This window comes from Thiomonas sp. TH-17 (assembly GCF_057473305.1).
This window is the reverse complement of record NZ_JBYCKI010000155.1, coordinates 14,723-32,346: the sequence shown is the minus strand read 5'-3', so window position 1 is coordinate 32,346 and position 17,624 is coordinate 14,723. Positions and strand designations below refer to the sequence as shown.

Sequence of the window (17,624 nt, the reverse complement as noted above, 5' to 3'; positions counted from 1 at the left end):
GCGCGGGACGCGAGTCGGGGTTCATCTATCACCGCGCCAGGGCCAGCCTGATCCCGCTGGCCGTGCTGCCGTGGGTGACTTACCTGGCACTGCCGGTGAGCGTGAACCCGCTGCTGATCCTGCTGCCCAGCGCCGCACTGCTCGGCGTGGCGGTGTGCATTGCGGCGGCGACGTTCAAGAAGTACTTGTAACCAGCCAGATTGCTCCTTTTGTTCTGCCTCGCCGGTCACTGGACCATCGGCCACGGCAATCTCTGCAGACCCGACCATCCCCCCCATCGACGACACCCAAGCCGAGGCCTACCCGCGCACCAGAGGGCTGATGCGCCGTCATCGTAGATTTCACGTTCAACCTGGGGGCGGGAACGCTGCAGACATCGACGCTGCGACGGCGGATGACCAGCTGGATTGGCCGGGTGCGACGCAAAAATTACACCGGTGGGCTCTCGGAGGCGGAAAATACCTACCGGGACTGGTCGTGAGGAGGAGCGCCGAAATTACGCTGCTGGCAATCTGACAAGACGAGTGGAGTGGATTCATAAGGACGCGACCAGCGAGCGCCGAGTGCAGCCCATTCATTGTTGCCCCCTCCCAGATCCCCCGCCAGTCAGGAGTCTGGCTAAACATAACCCATTTGACCGAAGCGCCTTCGACACATTCTCTTGCGGCACCCCCCATACCTCGGCAAGCTTGACCGCCACTGCCTTGGCATCCCACGGCATCAAGGGCGCGCCGCGCACCTTGGCAAATGGTCCGTCACTCTCGGGCACCACGCGGTCGGGTGGCATCGCCGCAGCCAGCTTTCGTCCGTTGGCAGTTTCTAGCATTGCTGGTCCGACACTGAACCAGCATCCTGATTCCACCGCTCGGCGAAGCTGCGAGGGAGAGTCTGTGAACCAATGCAAAACTGCCACACCGAAACCGGGATTCGCCTCGAGGGTATCTAGGACCTCTCTTGCTGCGGCCCGGGAGTGAATGCTAAGCACTCGTCCGCCCAGTGTGGCGCACCTTTGCACTACAGACTTGAAGATGTGCTGCTGAAGATCGAAGTACTGGCTGTACCGTGCCGAGCCATCGAGACCAACTTCACCCACCCCGGGGCAAATCTCAATCTGAGACAGCAACATCTCCAATTCGCCGGATTTTCTGTCTGCAACCTCTGGGTGGAGCCCAGGTGAGATGGAGAGCCCCTGTGTGGCAGGAAGAACTCTAGACGTTGCTGCGAAAGCCTTTGGACTCGTCGTTACAAGCCAGACAAACTCATTGCGCTGCAACGCTTCGGCGTAGACTTGCCGTGCATCAGGGTAGAGATCCAGATGACAATGAAAATCCATCACAGCACGCCATCTTTTCGAAGCAATACTGCCAGCTCAACCAAACCCCGCTCAGCAACGCGCCGATAGTGTGGACGGTCGGCATCAGAAGCAAAAGAAAGTGTCGCCCCCAGGAACGAATCGACTCCCCGCTGTTCGGCGGCAAGTACCGCACAGGCCACCGCCATGGGATCGTCCGCACTCGTCTTGCCAGCGGCCGACAGCGACGAAAACCTGTACGTGGTTGTGTCGGCAGCTCCCCAATGCAGGACAGCGGCCTTGCGAACCATGCATGGCACACAACGTCCGCAGTGAGTTCGATTGTAGGTGCGAAAACGACCGCAACTGGTCGTATCGCAACCATACTTGGCCAGCAGCACCTGATCGGCACACTGTTGCAGCATTTCTCCTTTCGTCTGAAACCGGTATGGCATTGATAAGTGCGCATCAATGCCTAGAGCGTCGAGCAGTGCCTGCAACAGCCTCATGAACAAAGGGTGTGTCGTTCGAGTGCTGAGGCTGGCCATACGGCCAGGTAGCAATGGAGGGTTGAGACTAATGAATCCGTTCTCCGGAACCAGGATTTCCGGTCGGCTAACCGCCAGCAGCGAAGTTGCGAGCACCGCCAGTCCATAGAAGACCATCGAACGAGCTCTGGTGGACGTTTCCTTTCTTCCACCGAAGACAACTTTGTGACTCCATTGCTGGTGCCAGTCTCCTCCGCCTAGTGCATTGGCGTAAGCAATCTGGCGAGCGGAGTCCTCAAAAGCAAGCTGCGACACAAAAATTGGTCTACGCCCCTGAGCAGTGGCATCGATTCCCCCCACAAGACTATCGAGACCACCTGAAAGCAACGCAACACAGTCCCGATCACAAAGTCGGCGTTGGCCGTTTGGTGGCGTAGGGCCACCGGAACGAAAACGAAGCGTCCAGAAATCGCCGGTCAGCACCCGGAGCATATTTTCGGCAATATTCCGGCCTTTCTCCCACGGGGCAGGATCATTGAGTGTGACCTCAAGTTCAATCTGTCGCGTCCAGCCGTCCGCGCTCCCCTTGCGAAGAACTGCCACATCAGCCGCATAGATGGCGAAGCAGAAGAGCACAAAATCCCATACTGGCACCGAGGGAGCGTAACCCGCGTTTGCCAGTTCTCGGTGCCAACCATAGGCAATGCGTCCGACGTCAGACTGCGATGACGGCTCCAAGAAAGTGAATGCGCGGGAACCGGCGGGCAAGCACTCTGGCAACGCGTCAATACTTGAGCAGATTATTTTCATGATTCTGCAAAGACCGTAAGCGCGTCTTGTAATGTCGAGGCCGCAATCTCTCGCATGGAACGCTGCACACTGCCAGAGCGCGCCTTCTCCATCGAACGATCAACAACAACCATGATGTAATCGAGTGCCTGTGCCATACGCTCTTGGATAACTCTGGGCGCGTATTTCAGCTTTTCAAAAACTCTGCCGAGCTCAAGCTGGACACGGTTGTAGACATCGAACGCCACCGTGTACGCCATTACATTGGCAATTTGATCATCCGTAAGATCGAAGATATCCGCACTGGGATCCACCTCGTAAAGATGAGCAATTGCCTGACTCATCGCGTGCTTGGCTGACTCCTCGTCAATACTTCCCCCGGTTGGCACCAACTTCTGCACAACTTCAAGTGCAGCATCCCGAGCGGATAGGCCTCGTTGCTTTACTGACGCGACCCACGCGTTGATGCCCGGGTCCGTACCGTCGCGAGCAGCCGCCAGAAATCCCCCCAAAGAGGAGGCCACAACGGCACTCGTGCGCATACGGTTCGCTGCCTTTGCTGAACCACCCATGCCCTTTTTAACGAAACTCGAGACGCCTCTTCGCAGGTCTGAGCTGCTGCCAGACCGCACAAAGCCCGTCAGGGCTCTACGCGCCTCCTGATAGCGACCCGGCGGCGCAACAGTCGGCCCGGATTCAGGTGGTGGTGAAGCTTGGTTTCCCTCCTGGCCGTTTGTATCTGCGTCGCCAGAGGCATCAGCCGGAGCAGTACCAGGTGATATGGGATCATCTGCGTGACCAGAATCAATGCCGTTTCCAGCATCATCTAGCCATGGTGGATCAAAAGAAGCGCCCGAACCTGCTCCGGCACTTGAGGTCGAAGTGCCCATCTATTTCTTCCTCGCATTTTCAATTGCACGCTTGACCGGCTGCGGTGTCTGTTCATCCCGCGCCCATTTCGACAGGACATCGCTCGCCCAAGCACAATCTGTCAGCGCTGATACCAATCCTGGGGCAAGCTGAGTGATGGGCGCCTGGCTGACAAGAGCTGCCGCGCGAGCCCCAGCACTTTGATGAATACGAGAGACCTCTGTGAGCATCAATACCTCTTCAGCCTTTTGCCAAGTACGGCTGGACCGCCGCACCTCCCAAGCACGGGCCATGGCAAGACCAGACTGAATATCACCTGCATCTCGAATCTGCTGCTTCAACGCCTCATTCGAAGTTCGAGCCGACACCAGCGCATCACGTAATGCCTTTCCTGCGGGGTTCAGCTCATCCGCGCCAAAATCCCTTACCGTGCTGTCGCGACTGAGATGTAAGATGGGTCTCATATCCATGTCGCCAAGTAGCGGCTCAAGCTGCAGCCACTCACGAACAAACGATTTATCTCCAAAGGGTGACGGAAGCGAGCCTTCCGGATCTTTCGCAGCCGCTTCTGCATCATGAAGGATGCTGACTCTTCCTTCGCTTTCGGCGGAGACTTTTTCTGCCAACGCATTCGCAATGGTTTCGTCACACCGCTCAAGCAAATGCCACTTGGCCAGCACTTGAACGTCCACGTCGATGTTTTGCGGTTTGGCCAGCGTCTTGCGCAAGAACACTGTATTGAGGAAACGCTTGATCAGCCGGGGATTGGCTTGAACCGTACTCGCGCTAAAAAGCAGTGGCGCCAGCCTCTCTGCCAAGCCCATGAGTCCGAGTAACTCCGCGTTCCCCCGCGGCACAAGGCTTTCGAGGAATGCGAGGTCAACGGCCTTCCCGGTCCAGGTTTCCCGCAATCGGGCTTCCACGCTGGTTTTCGCCGCCTCGAAATTCTTTGTGTCCAACTGACCACTACGATGAGCGCGCTCCAGGAACAGCAGCGCCGTGTATGCCTTGGTCTCATTGGGGCCAAGCCTCGGTACACGCAGCGGCACTTGAATCAACTTGTCGAAATAGTTGGTTGCCACGTCATCATCCAACCCCGTGCCAGCAAAGTGCACACGGACAGCGCCGCGGATGAAGACATCATCTGCGGCGATGACGAAGGCACTTCGGCGCAGAAACAACAGCAACCGAATGGCCTCAAGCGTTGCGATGGCGGTCTTAGGCAAACACCTATCAAGGTCATCGACGAAAACCACTAGCGTGATGCCCAACTCTTCGAGCAAATCTTCTAGCGCCTCCCGGAACGACTGAATTTCCTTGGGCAGCGACATGGGCTTGGCTTCGTCCAAGATGCCTTTAGCGGCTCCCGGCACTTCCTGCACTGCTGCAATTCCGTCCTTGACGGACTCCTTCTTCCATGCCTCGGAGCCTGCCTCCACAACCTTTCCAATGAGGCCGACCGGCACACCCGTGATGAGCGTGGCGGCGACTTCGCCGCCGAGCTGAGCCAGACGCAGAAAATTGATTTGTTTAACTAGCGACTTGGCCTTGTCCACTAATCCCGTATTTTTCTGTGCCTCTTCGAGTACCGCATCCCCAACGGTCTGAAGCAGTGCCGTGCGTGCGTCCTCGAAGCCTTGGTAGAGCCAGGGATTGAAGGTGACGACGATGTACTTCGATGCTTCCGCACTCACAGCACTCTTGTTGACACTTTGATCTGGCGAAAGCTCAGACGCCACCATTCGCACGAGAGACGACTTGCCAATGCCCCAACCGCCAGAGATGCCAATGGAGATTGGCTCGCCTCCTGTGTCCCGAATGAGCTCGGCGCAAGCCTTGGCTACAAGGCGGAAGTTGACGTAATCGACAGTAGTCTCATTGTCATGCCACATCGCGTGTCCCTTGATTTTGTTGTTTGGGACGCGACGCAGTCGCTGGGCGTCCGGCAGCTTCAATTGTTGTAAACAAGCTCACCACAGGTCCCCAATCCCCCAGTCTCATGCTCGAAAGATATCCACCTTGGTTTCAAGGCACTTGCGAAGACTCAGATCGTTTGCACCAACCTCGAACCATCCCCCTGGCTTCTGGTAAAAATCCAGTCCACGGCCAATCTTGATGATCCATCCGTTATCCAGTCGGATTTCGCGGTCATGGATGTTTGGGTTGAGTTTCACCTCTAGCTCGATATCTAACTCCAGCAGACTTTGCTTCAGCTCATCGAGCTTTTCGGCGATGTCGGCCAACTGGGTCTTGTCGTCGTAGCCGGTGATTAGGCTGATCTTCTTCACGGTGCCAGCCTTCAGTACCGTCTCGCAGAAGCGCACGAAGTTTTGAATCTGGTGCTGCAGCCGGATGTACGGGTCTTCGATGACGACGGACTTCGCGCCTTGCAGGTAGGGGCCGAGGATCGACTCATAGCTGTACCCGGTATCGCCATAGAGGATGGTGAAGTGCTGTTCCTTGAGCTGGACCGATGATGGAGCAACCACCGTTGGTGCCGGAGCAGTCTGCATCGGCGCCACTGGAGGTTCCACTGCTGCAGCAGGCGCCGGGTGAGCGACGGGCTGCACTTCGACTGCCTCAGCAGGCTGGCCAGGCGCCTGATTCAAACGACGACGAGCCGGCTCTTGCGTCGCGGGCGCATCTTTCGACTCAGGGCAGAAAACCACCACTTCCTCGCCACTGGCCTTGAAGTAGGACAGATTGATACGCGCAAACTCGTCATCCGGCTTGCGTTTGTTCATCTGCTCTTTGACACGACGGCGGCATTCCGTTGCATAGGCCACGTATTCCTCGAACTCTTCGTCGGTCGGTGGCCCGTTCGGATGCAAGACCTTCAAGAAAGCGCAGACGGTTTTCTTGATGCCTTTCTCGTCACGCCCCTCAATCGATTTACCGAGCCGGATGCGCTTGCTAACTTCTTCGTAGCGGTTCGTGTGCTTGAACTGGTAGTGGAACGCCTCTGCCAAGTAATCGGTGATGAATCCGTAATTACTGGTCAGGAACTCGCTGCTGTTCTTGGGCATTTCCCAGCCCGGGATGTACGCGGCGAAGCGATCCATCACGGCCAGGTCGAGTTCTGGTGGCAAGGGCTGAAACAGGTCGTGTTCGTTGGAATTGACCACCTGCTGCACAGACACATCGATGTTGCCGACAAAACTCAGGCTGGCATCGGCGATGACTTCGGCCCCGCGCGAAAAGCGCCCGTTGGCCATGAAGTCCTTCATGATCTGGATAGTGTCCGGATCACGCACTTTGATACCGCCGACTTCGTCAAAGGCTACCGTGTCCCAAAATCCGACCAGCCCCACCTTGCGCCGCGCATTGTTGTAGAACAGCGTGGCCTTGGTTGCCTGGCCACCCGAGATGAGCGTGGCGTAGGGCGAAAACTCGCTGAAGAAGTAGGATTTGCCGGTGCCGCGCGGGCCCAGCTCGATGTAGTTGTAATTGGGTTCCACCAGAGCGGCCAGCCTGGCGATGAAGTGCATCTGAACGCGCTTCGAGAGCTTGTTGGGCTCCAGACCCACAGAGCGAAGAACCGCCGCGATCCACTCATCGCGAGTGAAGGCTGCCCGGCCTTCTGCATAGCGGTCAAAGTCGAAACGGGTCAGTTGGATCGGGCGCAGGTCCTCGATGGAAAACGCGTAGTCGTCCTCATCAATGTCGTTGTGCGCCAGGGTGACTTCGGCCCAAATGCCGCCTTCCAGCAGCCTGTCGTTGTCACGGTAGAACTTCTCACCGATGGCGATGCGTTGCGAGTTGAAGTTCTCCAGCGATGCCCAGTGGCGCTTTTCCTTTTCGACGTAACGGACATGGACCTTATCGATGAAGCGATGCTTGCCCTTGGTGGCCACCTTGGACTGAGCGGCATTGGCCTCGTCTGGGCGAACGTAGTTCTCCTGCAAGGAGGACAGCACCGCCTCCATACCGGCATCCATCTCCGCCTGGTCGTTGCTGGCGCAATACTTGGCGAGCAGGAACTCCAGGACGAACGTCGGGACGTTGGTGCCTTTCTTGATCCGATGCAGCAAGTCCTTGCGAAGAACTTTGCCGTCGAACGTGGCGTTCAGCTTTTGGTCGAGTTCGTCCATAGGGCTCATTCCGTATAGTCGGTTTCAAGCGCCAGATTGCTGTAGGCCGCCAGGGTTGTAGGGTTCAGCGCTTTGACCGAGAACTTGCCTCTGAACTCATCATCCATCCGCAGCGCAATCTGTTTGCGCTGGCCTGGCATCAGGGTCACGGTCCTGGTCGCGGGGTTAACATCCCCGCCTGGGCGCGGCTCACCCACCACATTAGCCTTGCTGTCCTGCGCTTCCAGCAGGATCTCCACGTTCATGTCTTGCGAGAACATATCGTCGGCCACCAGTATCACTTCGATAACCGGCAATCGCGTAGTGATTCGTTTGGCGCCGTTCTTGTAGCTCAGCTCCACCACCACCTTGCGCAATTCCGCGTGAGCGGCGGTATCCAGCCGCGCCACCAGCACCGGTACAACGGCCTCCGCAAGGGATGCCCCGCCGTGGAAATACAGATGCCCCGAGCGATAGGGGGCCATGCTGCGCGGTAGCGCCACTTGAGTGAAGTCGCCCCGAATGCCGACCTTCTCGGCACTGACGACCAGACTGTGACCATCTGCCGCGCCATCGCCCAACATCATCCGATCGTGTGCGGTCACGGGCCACTTGCCATGAGGCTTGACGCACACATCTCCGGCCTCCGCTTGCGCGTTGAGGAAGAAGCCGTGATCGGTCACGATGACCGCTTCCTTGAATCCCATGCCACGTAACTTGTGCAGTGCCACGCGGATCAGCTTGAGCGTGCCGGGGATCAGACCCAAGGTCGTCTCGGGGTTGCTTTCCAGTTGGCTGTCGATTTCCGTAGAGCGCAGCACCAGCAGATCGACCGTCTCTGCGATCTTCGGTTTACCGCGAACAAAATCGTTGAGCGGCATTTCCGCGAAGCGATCTCCATACCGCTTGGCCAGCACATTCATGCGCTGCGGGACGTTGCTCACGGGCGCACCCGCCAGCTTGGGCACCAGTGAATCGTTCTCCAGCGACAGGGTCAGCCCCGTGCGGGCGCCAGGCAGCAAGCTCGCCATGCCCACCAGCGTGATGGTCGGCAGCTGCGCATAGGCCGCTTGCAGCTCGACCGGCCCGTCCTCGGCCAGCAGCTTTTCCAGCGCAACGCCCAACTCATAGCGAAGGGCATCCACCATCAGGTAGGCCACCTTACGGCCGCTTTCCTTGAGCCGATCCGCCACCAGCCGATCAAAGGCATCGGCGTTGGCCAGGCGCCCGGTGGGCGGCCATCCCGTCGTCTCGACGTGCTTCACAAACACGCCCTGAACCTTCTCCGCCAAGCGTCGATAGCGCGCCCGTGCTTGGCTGATCACTTCATGCATCAAGCCATGCTGGTCGAGGAAGTCACCCGCCGCTTGCTCAAACTCGCGCTGCAGACGGTCTGCTTCACGCAGGCTGCCCAGGTAGAAATCGATCAACTCAGCTTGCGAGCGGGCGTGATCAGGCAGCTGGCGTTCAAAATCGTCACAGGCCTCGACCAGGCTCAAGCCAGACCGCACCAACTCCCACTGCGCCTGGCTTTCTCCTTTACCGAGCCACACAGAACTCTTATGGCGGGTCAGCACACGGCGCGTGGCATCGGTGTCGCCGGTGACGATTCCCTTGATCGCTGTGCGCAGGAAAGTACGCTCTTCGAAGGGGAAGGTGTCGCGCTCGCCCAGGTCTTCAATCGCGCCACATAGATCGGTCAGATTGAGTTCAGCCTCGATGGCCTCGGCGCGCTCGATGTACACCGTGCGTGACTTCGGGTCGCTGCGCAGACGGTCGCACACATCCTCGACAATGGGTCTGGCTTCCATCGGTGCGTGCGGCACGCCCTTCAAGGTGTCTGGCAATGCCACCGGTAAATCAAACACGAACTCGCTGAACAGCACGTAGCGCCACAGCTCATCCGCCAGTGCGGACCAGGTCTTGCCGCGCGTTTTCACGCTCAGGCCCAGAGTGGCACGGAGGAAATCACGCGCCTCTTGCACCCAGCCTTCTTGACTCTTCAGCGCATCGAGTTGGCTGCTACTCGGCGCTAACAGCGCCGCCAGGATCTCCCGGCCGGATTCGACCTTCAAGATCGCCCGCAGTTGCGGCCAGCTCACACCCCCACCAATCGCATCGATCACTGCAAAAGTCGGCCCACCGGGTGATTCTGCAAACACCTGGCGAATCTCGGTAGCGTGATCCGGCCTGGCTCGCAGGCAAAGACTCAGGTACTCGTCGCCATCGTCTTGCGGGAATGCCGCGCCGCACTCCGCATACAGGGCAAACGGGTCAGCTTGCTTCTGCTCGTCCGTCTCTGGCCGCTTGGTAGGCACGTAGATCAACACGCCCTCAAGTGGGGCTTTGGGTTGACCCACTTCCCTGAGCGCCAGCAGTGCAGCTTCCCGGCTTTCAATGCTGCTTTCGGACGCATCGATGACGCGCACCTTGTCCGCCGCCAAGTCGAAGCACTGTTCGCGGTAGCGCTTGTCAGCGTCGTACACCACCAAGCAGCCAGCTTGCTTCAGGCGCGGCCGCAGCACGCTTTCTCGAATGAATTCCGCAATCGTCATTTGTCCTCCCGCAGGCTCAGGATGGACTTCACCTCCTTGAGCATCTTGTCTGTTCGCGCCGCAATGGCGGCCTCGTTCCAATCATCTCGGCTGGCCAAATCAGCATTCAGGTACAAGCCATTGCAGTAACCGATGAAGTCACCCTGGTCGTTTTTCCGATCCCGCTTCTTCAAGAACTCCATCGTTCCGAGCTTGGAGTTGTACCCGCTCAGGGTCAGGTTGCCGAGCTGATGAGCGCAGCGCTCGCGAATGGCACCAGCAGTGCCTTTCTGATCCCCATCAAGCATGGCTACCCACCCTGGCCCCAAGTTCTCGGTCTTGGGCAGGATGTGCTCTACGGTAAAGACGGGTCGGTCATTGGCGTCATGCGCCCACAGATCACGTTTGTTCTCGCGGGTTTGGTGCGCCTCTTCCAGCTTGCACAGCATGAACCGTGTGGCCTCGTAATTCTCGAGGTACACATCGCCCTTGAGGCGCGATTCGCAAACATCCTGCGGGGCTGCCCGTGCCAGCAACCAATCACTGGTCTGCTGGACGAAACCATCCAGGGTCTTGATCTCGCCGTTACGGATCTGCCTCAGCAAGTGACTGACCAATTCCATGAACATCGGGTCGAGTTCGCGGGTGGGCGGCATATCAGTCAGGTTCCGCCAGAAGAACCACTTGGTGAGCAAAGTAGCCAAGCGGCTCAATGCATCACCCTCACTCCATTTCTGGCTCTGCGCCACCTGGCTGGCCCACAACAAGAACGCGTAGGCCGGCGCGGCCCCCAGGCGCTGCAGGTCCTGCAAGGCGACTGCGGCGGCATCTCCCCATTCCCCTCGTGCAACGGCAGGGTTGAGCAGGGCCGAGTAGGTCTTGCCCTTGGCTTGCAGCGCGCCGAACAGCCACACCGGGCGCTTGCGCAGCAGCGTGTCGTAGATCGTGATCAGGTTCGAGCGTGTGGCGCGCGTGCAGCCTTTGACCTCCACCCGTTTGAGGTACTTGAACATGTTGTACAGCTGGCGCAGGAAGCGCTCCTGTACCGCCGGGTCGGGCAATAGATCGATCAGGTCCTTCCACTCGTCAAAGGCGCGGTCTATGCCATAGTGGGGGCGCTTGTCCAGCTCGGCCAGCAGATTGTTCTTGATGATGTCGATGGCCGAGAGCGGAATGCCTCGGTTGTTGATCGACTCGAACAACATGAAAGCATCCGAGTGGCTGCGCACCTCGATCTTCACCAACATGGCGGCCTTAAGCTTTTCCAACAGCGCCAGCGCTTGGTCTTGAGTCAGACCGTCAAGTCGCTCACAGAAATAGCCATAAGCACGTGCGATGCGCCGGTTACCGAAATAGCTCAAACCCTTCGGTGCCTTTACCTGCTTGGGGAACAGATCACTCAACACCTTCTGAAAATCGGTTTTGTTCTGCGCTTGCTCGCTGGGCTCCAGACGCCACTGCCCGGTCGCCCGGACGAAGAGGCGGCTCTCCAGGTTGTCCAGCTCCACTAGAAGCCGGCGATCCGGGTTCGGGATGGCATTCAGCTTGCTGTAAATAGCGCAGAACAGCAGGCTGAGGGTCGTAAAGCGCTGCTGACCATCGATCAACTCCAGGCGGCCACCGGCCATGCCATCCTGTTGGGTATTCACGCAGATGATGGAGCCCAGAAAGTGCCCACTGGGTGACTCTTCAAGGTCGTTGAACAGCGCGTCCCAGTTCTTTCCACCCCACACGTACTCGCGTTGGTACTTCGGAATGAAAAACGAAGTTGCCCCATCCGGGCTGAAATAAAAGCTGACCGGCAGCGCCTTGACGTCCTGGATCATTCGTCGCTCCCCGTCTTCTTCCTGCCGCGCGTCTTCTTCGGTGCGGCTTCGGGCTCGACATACAAGTCCTCCAAGCCGTGAGCAATGGCCAGGGACTTATCGGTCTTGCACTTCTCACGCACGCGTTCCAGCCAGTAGTTCATGGCCAGGTGCGACCAGTCGTAGTCGCCTTTTTCCAGCTTGGCCCAGGTGTCCTTAAGCACCTTCTGCCAGGGCTTGTGGCGGAACAGCGGCCACAGCGGCGCGGCGCTGATCTGCACGCCGTCATCGAGGTTGGGCTTGTAGGTGGGCGCGAGCTTGAGCAGGGTATCGCGCAGCTCGATCAGCTCCAGCTCGAAGGCTTGCAGCGCCTCGAACTGCTTCTCATCGTCACGCGTGCGGGCAGCAGCCTTGTTGCGCAGCGCCGTTACGTCAGCGCCGACTTGTTTGAGCTTGGGTTCGACGAAGTCGTTGATGGCGGTGTACACCGTCTGGCTGGTGAGGCTGCGGTAATAGACCCACAGCGTATAGCTGCCGGACGTCGTGCTCAGTGGCCAGTAGATTGGCGCTTTGCGGCGGCTCTTGGAGTAGCGCTGCAAATGGAAGGCGAAGAAGTCGCGCTGCAGCCAGCGGCGCACATCTTCCGGCACTGGCACCTCGACGCGAGCGAGAACTTCCTCAATCAACCGCGCGAGGTCATGCGGGTGTCCTTGGTCGTCCACCAGGATGCCCGCATGCGCATGGAAAGGCGCGGCACCGTCCGGGAGCATTCCGGGGCTCTTGGCGGGTAGCGGATCGAAGGGTTCCGGCTCGGCGGGCGCCACACGCTCACCCGTGGCCAAGCGCCAGTCGAAGCGACCAAACGCGACGCCCACGGCCCAAGATAGCAACCCAACTGTCTCGTCTATCGCTGGCTCCGCTTCTTCGTCTACTTCGTCATCCGCGATTACGTCGGAAAGCTCCTCAGATTCAGGCGACACTTGACCACCCAGCGCAGCCGTTCGATCGGTGTCTGAAAATCCATAGAGTGAAAATGCAATGTCGTCGACCTGTGCTTGTATGCTGGCAAGTTCCGTATCAATCGCCTGAGGATCAAAGTCACCGATGCGTGATCGCAACGCAGCAGGCAGTAGGAATGCATGAGACTTCTCTTCGGTTGATGAAAGCGCGCGTTTGATCGACCACCCACGTCTAGCCAGCTTCGATAGCTGAATAGATTGGTCGCAGCTCATGGCGGGAACAGGAATCCCGCCGATTAAACCGACTTCGTACTGTACGCCGCCGACCTTGCCCGCAAAAAGGCGCACGAGGTAATCAAAAGGACGACTATTGAAGACAGCAAGCCATGTCTCCAGCTCATGCGCGGGCGCAAAGGCCATCTTTCCTGCCACACTGAACACACAGCCTTTTGGAACGACCTGAGACGAAAACGTTATCCCTCTCAGAGGCCAGGTCATCCCTGGTTGCAGGAAATAGTTGGTAGCAGTATCACGAAGCATCCACACGTTGGAGCGGATTCCGCCTTTTTCATTGAGGTTGTTCTTGATCTCTGCTCCATCACTCGCCCATTTAACGACAACCGGCATATCCGCATAAAACCTCGAAAAGGCTCCGCCCTTAGCGAATCCATACCACCGCTGTCCATTCGGCAAAATCTCCCACCAAACGCGCACGAAGCGAAAATCATCGGCCGTGGCCAATCCCTGCTTAACCGCTCGATCTGCACCATCAAATGCAGGGAAGCGCCTGAATGTTTGGCGAACCGCTTCACTTACCCAGTATGCAAAAGGGGCACCCGGAACTTGGAAAAAGCTGGAAGGATCGACTTCAAATACGTTATCACCGCCCGTGCGAATGGCACTGGCGAGGGCGCTTTGCTTGTCCTTATCTTTCAATAGACGCAAAAACGTGGTCATTTCGTCGCGCCTCCACTAGTTAGTGTCGGCTCGACGTACCAATCCTCCAGACCATGCGCGATGGCAAGCGACTTGTCCGTCTTGCACTTCTCACGCACGCGTTCCGGCCAATAGTTCATGGCCAGATGCGCCCAGTCGTAGCTTCCCTTTTCCAATTTGACCCATGTGTCCTTGAGCACCTTTTGCCAGGGTTTGTGCCGGAACAGCGGCCACAGCGGTGCCGCGCTGATCTGCACGCCGTCATTCTGATTGGGCCTGTAGGTGGGCGCGAGTGTGAGCAAGGTGTCACGCAGTTCGACCAGCTCCAGCTCAAACACCTGTAGGGCTTCGAACTGTTTCTCGTCGTCACGTGAACGAGCAGCACCTTTGCCTCTCAACACCGTCAGATCGCTGCCGATTTGCTCCAGTTTCGGCTCAATGAAGTCGTTGATGGCCTTGTAGAGCGTCTGACTGCTAAGGCTTGGGTAATACACCCATAGCGTGTAGCTACCTGACGCAGTGGCCAGGGGCCAGTAAATCGGTGCTTTTCTGCGGCTCTTTGAGTAGAGCTTCAGATGAAAAGCAAAAAACTCTTTGCGCAGCCATCGCCGCAGATCATCAGGCACGGGCGCGCTCACTTGGCCGAGTACTTCCTCAACGACATGCACCAAATCGCGTGAATGACCTTGCTCATCGACCAAGATGCCGTCGTAAACGTAGAATGGTTGAACCCCATCCGGCAACATGCCGGGGGCTTTGGAAGGCAGCGGATCGAACGGCTCGGGCTCGGGCGGAAGAGAACGTTCACCAGTAGCGACGCACAAATCGAAACGGCCAAATGCAACCCCAACAGCCCAGGACAATAGTCCATCTGTTGATGGCACCTCTGCTTCGACCTCTTCGTCGTCCTCATCCGCGTCCGCCTCATCCTCACCCGTCGCGGGACCGTTAATGACCTCCCGGTCAGCCTCCTCAAAACCGTAGAGTTCGAAGGCAATCGCATCTATCGCTGCATGAATCTCATCCATCTCGGTCTTGATGGCAAGGGACTGGTCGCCACTGACAGCTGCACTAAGCGCAGCGGGCAACACGAATGAATGCGATGTTTCATTGATGGAGTCGGCTGTTCGCTTCAATGACCAAGCTCGACAAGCCAGGCTTGCGAGCTGCTTGCGCTGCGCTTCAGTCAATGAGGGAACAGGCGTTCTCTGGATAACACCAACCTCATATGACCTAGCAGCGGCATCCGCGGCAGCCAACTGAAGTTCGATTAGGATGCTAAACGGGCGGCTATTGGTAAGTGCAAGTAGCGCCAATAGGTCGTCAGAACTATCATCTGTTACAAAAACGGCTGGACCCTTATCGCCAAAAATGCATCCATTGGGCATGGCGCGAACGCTAATGCCACTAGTTGTACGCCTCGGCCAGGTTAATCCAGGCCTCTTAAAGAAATTGACAGCGGTTTCCCTGAGCATCCATACATTGGATCGAACGGCGCCTTTTTCGTTGAGGTTGTTTTTAATCTCACTGCCATCGCCTGACCAATTTACAAGCAGATATACGTCTGCATAGAAAGGTGAATATGCGCCGCCTTTAGCAAACCCAATCCATCCCGAACCATTCGTTTCCCACCAAACTCGAACAAAGCGAAAGTCATCTGCCGAAGCCAAGCCTTGTTTTGTAATTCTGTCGTTGCTTTCGAAAGACGGCAGTTTCGTGAATAACGCTCGAACATCATTACTTACCCAGTAAGCAAAAGGCTTACCCGGAACAGAATCAAATGACTCCGACGCGACTTCAAAGCTTCGCGGATCTTTTTCGCCTTGGCGCAGGTGATTACATGCGGCCTTTAGGGCTTCGGCCTTGTCACTCTCACTTACGAGTCGCAAAAACGTGCTCATCCTTGCTTCTCCAGCACGTAAGCCGCTGCTTCCACCATCGCGTCATCCATTACGCCATGTCCCAAGTCAGCCATAACCTCTGGCTGGGCAATCCCCAGCACCACTTGCTCGCGCCACTTCTGGAAGCTAGAGAGGAAGAAGCAAGTGCGCGAGGTGATGGCGCCGATACGCCCGCCAGCGCGCAGCAGTTCCAAGCCCCGCTCCACCATAATGGCCAGCAAATCGTTCTTGCTGCGTGGATAGGCTTTGGCGAGCTGATCCTTGGTGTTTGATGCCAGTGCGCCAAACGGTGGGTTCATTACCACGACGTCAAACAGTTCACGACACAGATCGATGAGCCGCAGTCCTTGCAGGGCATCCTGGGCAAAAAGACGCCCTTGGTAAGTGGATTTTGCTGCCTGGGCGAACTCTGTGAGCGCCTGTCGCAGTCGTGCCTCTGCTTGCTGCCAGTTCGCTTGCTCCTGTTCGGCAAACAAGCCCGTGCCTTTGCCTACATAGACCTGGCGGATCAAGTGCGGCAGCTCGCGCTCGACCTGGAGCAGCACACCCAGCTCCGGCAGCCCCTTGAGCAGTTGCAGCGTCTTCTCGAACAGCTCGGCGTCGCGTTGATCGAGGTTGGCCGCGAACTGCTGGCGCAACTCACGCTCTGCTGGCGGTGCAATGGCAGCAACCACATGGCCCCGCCCAATCAGCGGTCGGTCTTTGGCCTTCACACCGGCGTCGTGCCAGGCGCGCTGCGCCCGCAGCCACAGCGCCAGCGAAGCGATCTGCGCGGCACGCGGATCGATGTCCACGCCGTATATGTTGTGTTCGATGATCAGGCGTGGCATATCGCGCACAAATGCCGCCTCGTCCTCGTAGGTCTGGCTCAGTGGCTTGAGCGCTGCCTGGGGCTGGGTCGAGACATCGAGCGAGCCCGGGCCGTGCTGTTGCTCCCAGGCCCAGGCTTCTCGATAGATCTCCACGAACAAATCGAAGGCATACAGGCCGAAGTGCATGGAGCCGCAGGCCGGGTCCAGCAGCTTGAGGGTGCGCGGGTCGCGCAGCTTGGTGGCGGCTGGGGGCGCCTCATCCGGTTTCACCAGCAGGTACTGGCAGCGCTCGCGTAGGCCCGTTGCCCCGCCGGTCGCGTTGAACCAGAGACGCCCTAGGGTGTTGTCCACCAAGAACTCGACCACGTAGCGTGGCGTGAAGAACTGGTTGCGTACTGCCAGCTCGCGGCTGTTGCGCGGCGCCTGCGAGGCATCGCGCATGGCCTTGCGCTCTTCTTTGGAGTTGAAGTACTGGTAGATCCAGCCGATGGTCTCGTCCTCGCTCCACAGCGGGGCGATGTCGGCATCGTTGATCAGATTCAGCACTTGCAGCAGTGCGGCTTCACGCGGGAACAGGCGGCCCTGCGGTGAGTAGCGGTCGAACAGGCCCGGCAGGTCTTGGGCGAGCTCATCGAACACGCTGAACAAGTACACGCGGTAGGCATCTCCGGTTTCGCCCAGGCCTGTGCCAGCCAGCCGCGCATAGAGCTGGAAGCCCTTGGCCTGGAAGCCGTTGCCCACCGACTCGACAAGTAAGCCACGAGCCTCCGCCATGCGCAGAGCTGCCAAGCGGTTGAGCACGGTGAAGGCCTGCTCGCGCACGATGCGATCCAGACCCTGCATGGCGCTCATGTCGCCACTAGCGGTGTAGTGGGCTAGGGTGTCGCGCAGGATGCGGGCAGTTTCGCGCTGGGCGTCGTTGATGTGCCTCAGGCTGGCCAGATCAGCCACGGTGCCCGAGTTCGGGTCCATGCCGTAGTCGTTCTGCAGCTGGCGGGTGAATTCCTCCTCCAGCACGCGGCGCGCATCGTTGACGAAGCGCTGTAGGCGATTTCTTGTTGTTTGGTCGAAGGCCATGCTTATTTCTTCTCCGCGCTCGCGAGCCACCACCAAGGGGCAAACTCATTCTTTTCATTGGTGTGCTCGATGACCGAGCCGCACACAGTGCA

General features: G+C 58.2%; 11 protein-coding genes and 1 pseudogene. 2 read left to right on the top strand and 10 right to left on the bottom strand.

The window, feature by feature from the left end; genetic code table 11:
- Together AC2VLV_RS09525 and AC2VLV_RS09520 are read left to right on the top strand one after the other, a co-directional pair.
- Nucleotides 1-191, top strand: a 191-nt coding sequence (locus tag AC2VLV_RS09525) for an IncC plasmid conjugative DNA transfer DtrJ family protein (protein ID WP_116820505.1), incomplete at its 5' end; no start/stop codon positions are given.
- A gap of 134 nt (nt 192-325) precedes the next feature.
- Nucleotides 326-516: pseudogene (locus AC2VLV_RS09520) on the top strand (lysozyme); the annotation flags it as partial.
- A gap of 58 nt (nt 517-574) precedes the next feature.
- Here AC2VLV_RS09520 and qatD read toward each other — a convergent pair.
- The 10 genes from qatD to AC2VLV_RS09470 all read right to left on the bottom strand — a co-directional run bounded on the left by qatD (nt 575) and on the right by AC2VLV_RS09470 (nt 17,532).
- Complete coding sequence (gene qatD, locus AC2VLV_RS09515) at nt 575-1,333, bottom strand: Qat anti-phage system TatD family nuclease QatD (RefSeq protein ID WP_134249500.1); 759 nt, start codon at nt 1,331-1,333, stop codon at nt 575-577.
- Nucleotides 1,333-2,517: a Qat anti-phage system QueC-like protein QatC gene (gene qatC, locus AC2VLV_RS09510; RefSeq protein ID WP_486989751.1), complete on the bottom strand. Its 1,185-nt coding sequence runs from the start codon at nt 2,515-2,517 to the stop codon at nt 1,333-1,335. Before qatC ends, qatD begins: the two co-directional genes overlap by 1 nt.
- Before the next feature lie 68 nt (nt 2,518-2,585).
- On the bottom strand, nt 2,586-3,458 hold the full coding sequence (gene qatB / locus AC2VLV_RS09505) for a Qat anti-phage system associated protein QatB (RefSeq protein ID WP_134249502.1): 873 nt from the start codon (nt 3,456-3,458) through the stop codon (nt 2,586-2,588).
- Nucleotides 3,459-5,330 carry a KAP family P-loop NTPase fold protein gene (locus AC2VLV_RS09500; RefSeq protein WP_134249503.1) on the bottom strand — a complete coding sequence of 624 codons (1,872 nt, stop codon included), beginning with the start codon at nt 5,328-5,330 and terminating at the stop codon, nt 3,459-3,461.
- Nucleotides 5,331-5,435: 105 nt separating this feature from the next.
- Nucleotides 5,436-7,529 carry a BREX system Lon protease-like protein BrxL gene (gene brxL / locus AC2VLV_RS09495; RefSeq protein WP_486989750.1) on the bottom strand — a complete coding sequence of 698 codons (2,094 nt, stop codon included), beginning with the start codon at nt 7,527-7,529 and terminating at the stop codon, nt 5,436-5,438.
- 5 nt (nt 7,530-7,534) lie between these two features.
- A complete protein-coding gene (locus AC2VLV_RS09490; RefSeq protein ID WP_486989749.1) occupies nt 7,535-10,063 on the bottom strand; it encodes a PglZ domain-containing protein in 2,529 nt (842 codons plus the stop codon).
- Nucleotides 10,060-11,868, bottom strand: a complete 1,809-nt coding sequence (locus AC2VLV_RS09485; protein ID WP_486989748.1) for a DUF262 domain-containing protein — start codon at nt 11,866-11,868, stop codon at nt 10,060-10,062. Before AC2VLV_RS09485 ends, AC2VLV_RS09490 begins: the two co-directional genes overlap by 4 nt.
- Nucleotides 11,865-13,763: a type II restriction endonuclease subunit M gene (locus AC2VLV_RS09480; protein WP_486989747.1), complete on the bottom strand. Its 1,899-nt coding sequence runs from the start codon at nt 13,761-13,763 to the stop codon at nt 11,865-11,867. Before AC2VLV_RS09480 ends, AC2VLV_RS09485 begins: the two co-directional genes overlap by 4 nt.
- Nucleotides 13,760-15,643 carry a BREX-1 system adenine-specific DNA-methyltransferase PglX gene (locus AC2VLV_RS09475; RefSeq protein ID WP_486989746.1) on the bottom strand — a complete coding sequence of 628 codons (1,884 nt, stop codon included), beginning with the start codon at nt 15,641-15,643 and terminating at the stop codon, nt 13,760-13,762. The genes AC2VLV_RS09480 and AC2VLV_RS09475 overlap by 4 nt, the downstream gene beginning before the upstream one ends.
- The gene (locus AC2VLV_RS09470; RefSeq protein WP_486989745.1) at nt 15,640-17,532 is read right to left on the bottom strand and encodes an Eco57I restriction-modification methylase domain-containing protein; all 1,893 of its coding nucleotides are present in this window, start codon (nt 17,530-17,532) and stop codon (nt 15,640-15,642) included. Before AC2VLV_RS09470 ends, AC2VLV_RS09475 begins: the two co-directional genes overlap by 4 nt.
- Nucleotides 17,533-17,624: the final 92 nt, after the last annotated feature.

Excerpts from the sequence above, each read along its gene's own strand:
- qatD (WP_134249500.1), bottom strand. The coding sequence starts at position 1,333 with ATGGATTTTCATTGTCATCTGGATCTCTACCCTGATGCACGGCAAGTC.
- qatB (WP_134249502.1), bottom strand. The coding sequence starts at position 3,458 with ATGGGCACTTCGACCTCAAGTGCCGGAGCAGGTTCGGGCGCTTCTTTT.
- AC2VLV_RS09500 (WP_134249503.1), bottom strand. The coding sequence starts at position 5,330 with ATGTGGCATGACAATGAGACTACTGTCGATTACGTCAACTTCCGCCTT.
- brxL (WP_486989750.1), bottom strand. The coding sequence starts at position 7,529 with ATGGACGAACTCGACCAAAAGCTGAACGCCACGTTCGACGGCAAAGTT.
- AC2VLV_RS09490 (WP_486989749.1), bottom strand. The coding sequence starts at position 10,063 with ATGACGATTGCGGAATTCATTCGAGAAAGCGTGCTGCGGCCGCGCCTG.
- AC2VLV_RS09485 (WP_486989748.1), bottom strand. The coding sequence starts at position 11,868 with ATGATCCAGGACGTCAAGGCGCTGCCGGTCAGCTTTTATTTCAGCCCG.
- AC2VLV_RS09480 (WP_486989747.1), bottom strand. The coding sequence starts at position 13,763 with ATGACCACGTTTTTGCGTCTATTGAAAGATAAGGACAAGCAAAGCGCC.
- AC2VLV_RS09475 (WP_486989746.1), bottom strand. The coding sequence starts at position 15,643 with ATGAGCACGTTTTTGCGACTCGTAAGTGAGAGTGACAAGGCCGAAGCC.
- AC2VLV_RS09470 (WP_486989745.1), bottom strand. The coding sequence starts at position 17,532 with ATGGCCTTCGACCAAACAACAAGAAATCGCCTACAGCGCTTCGTCAAC.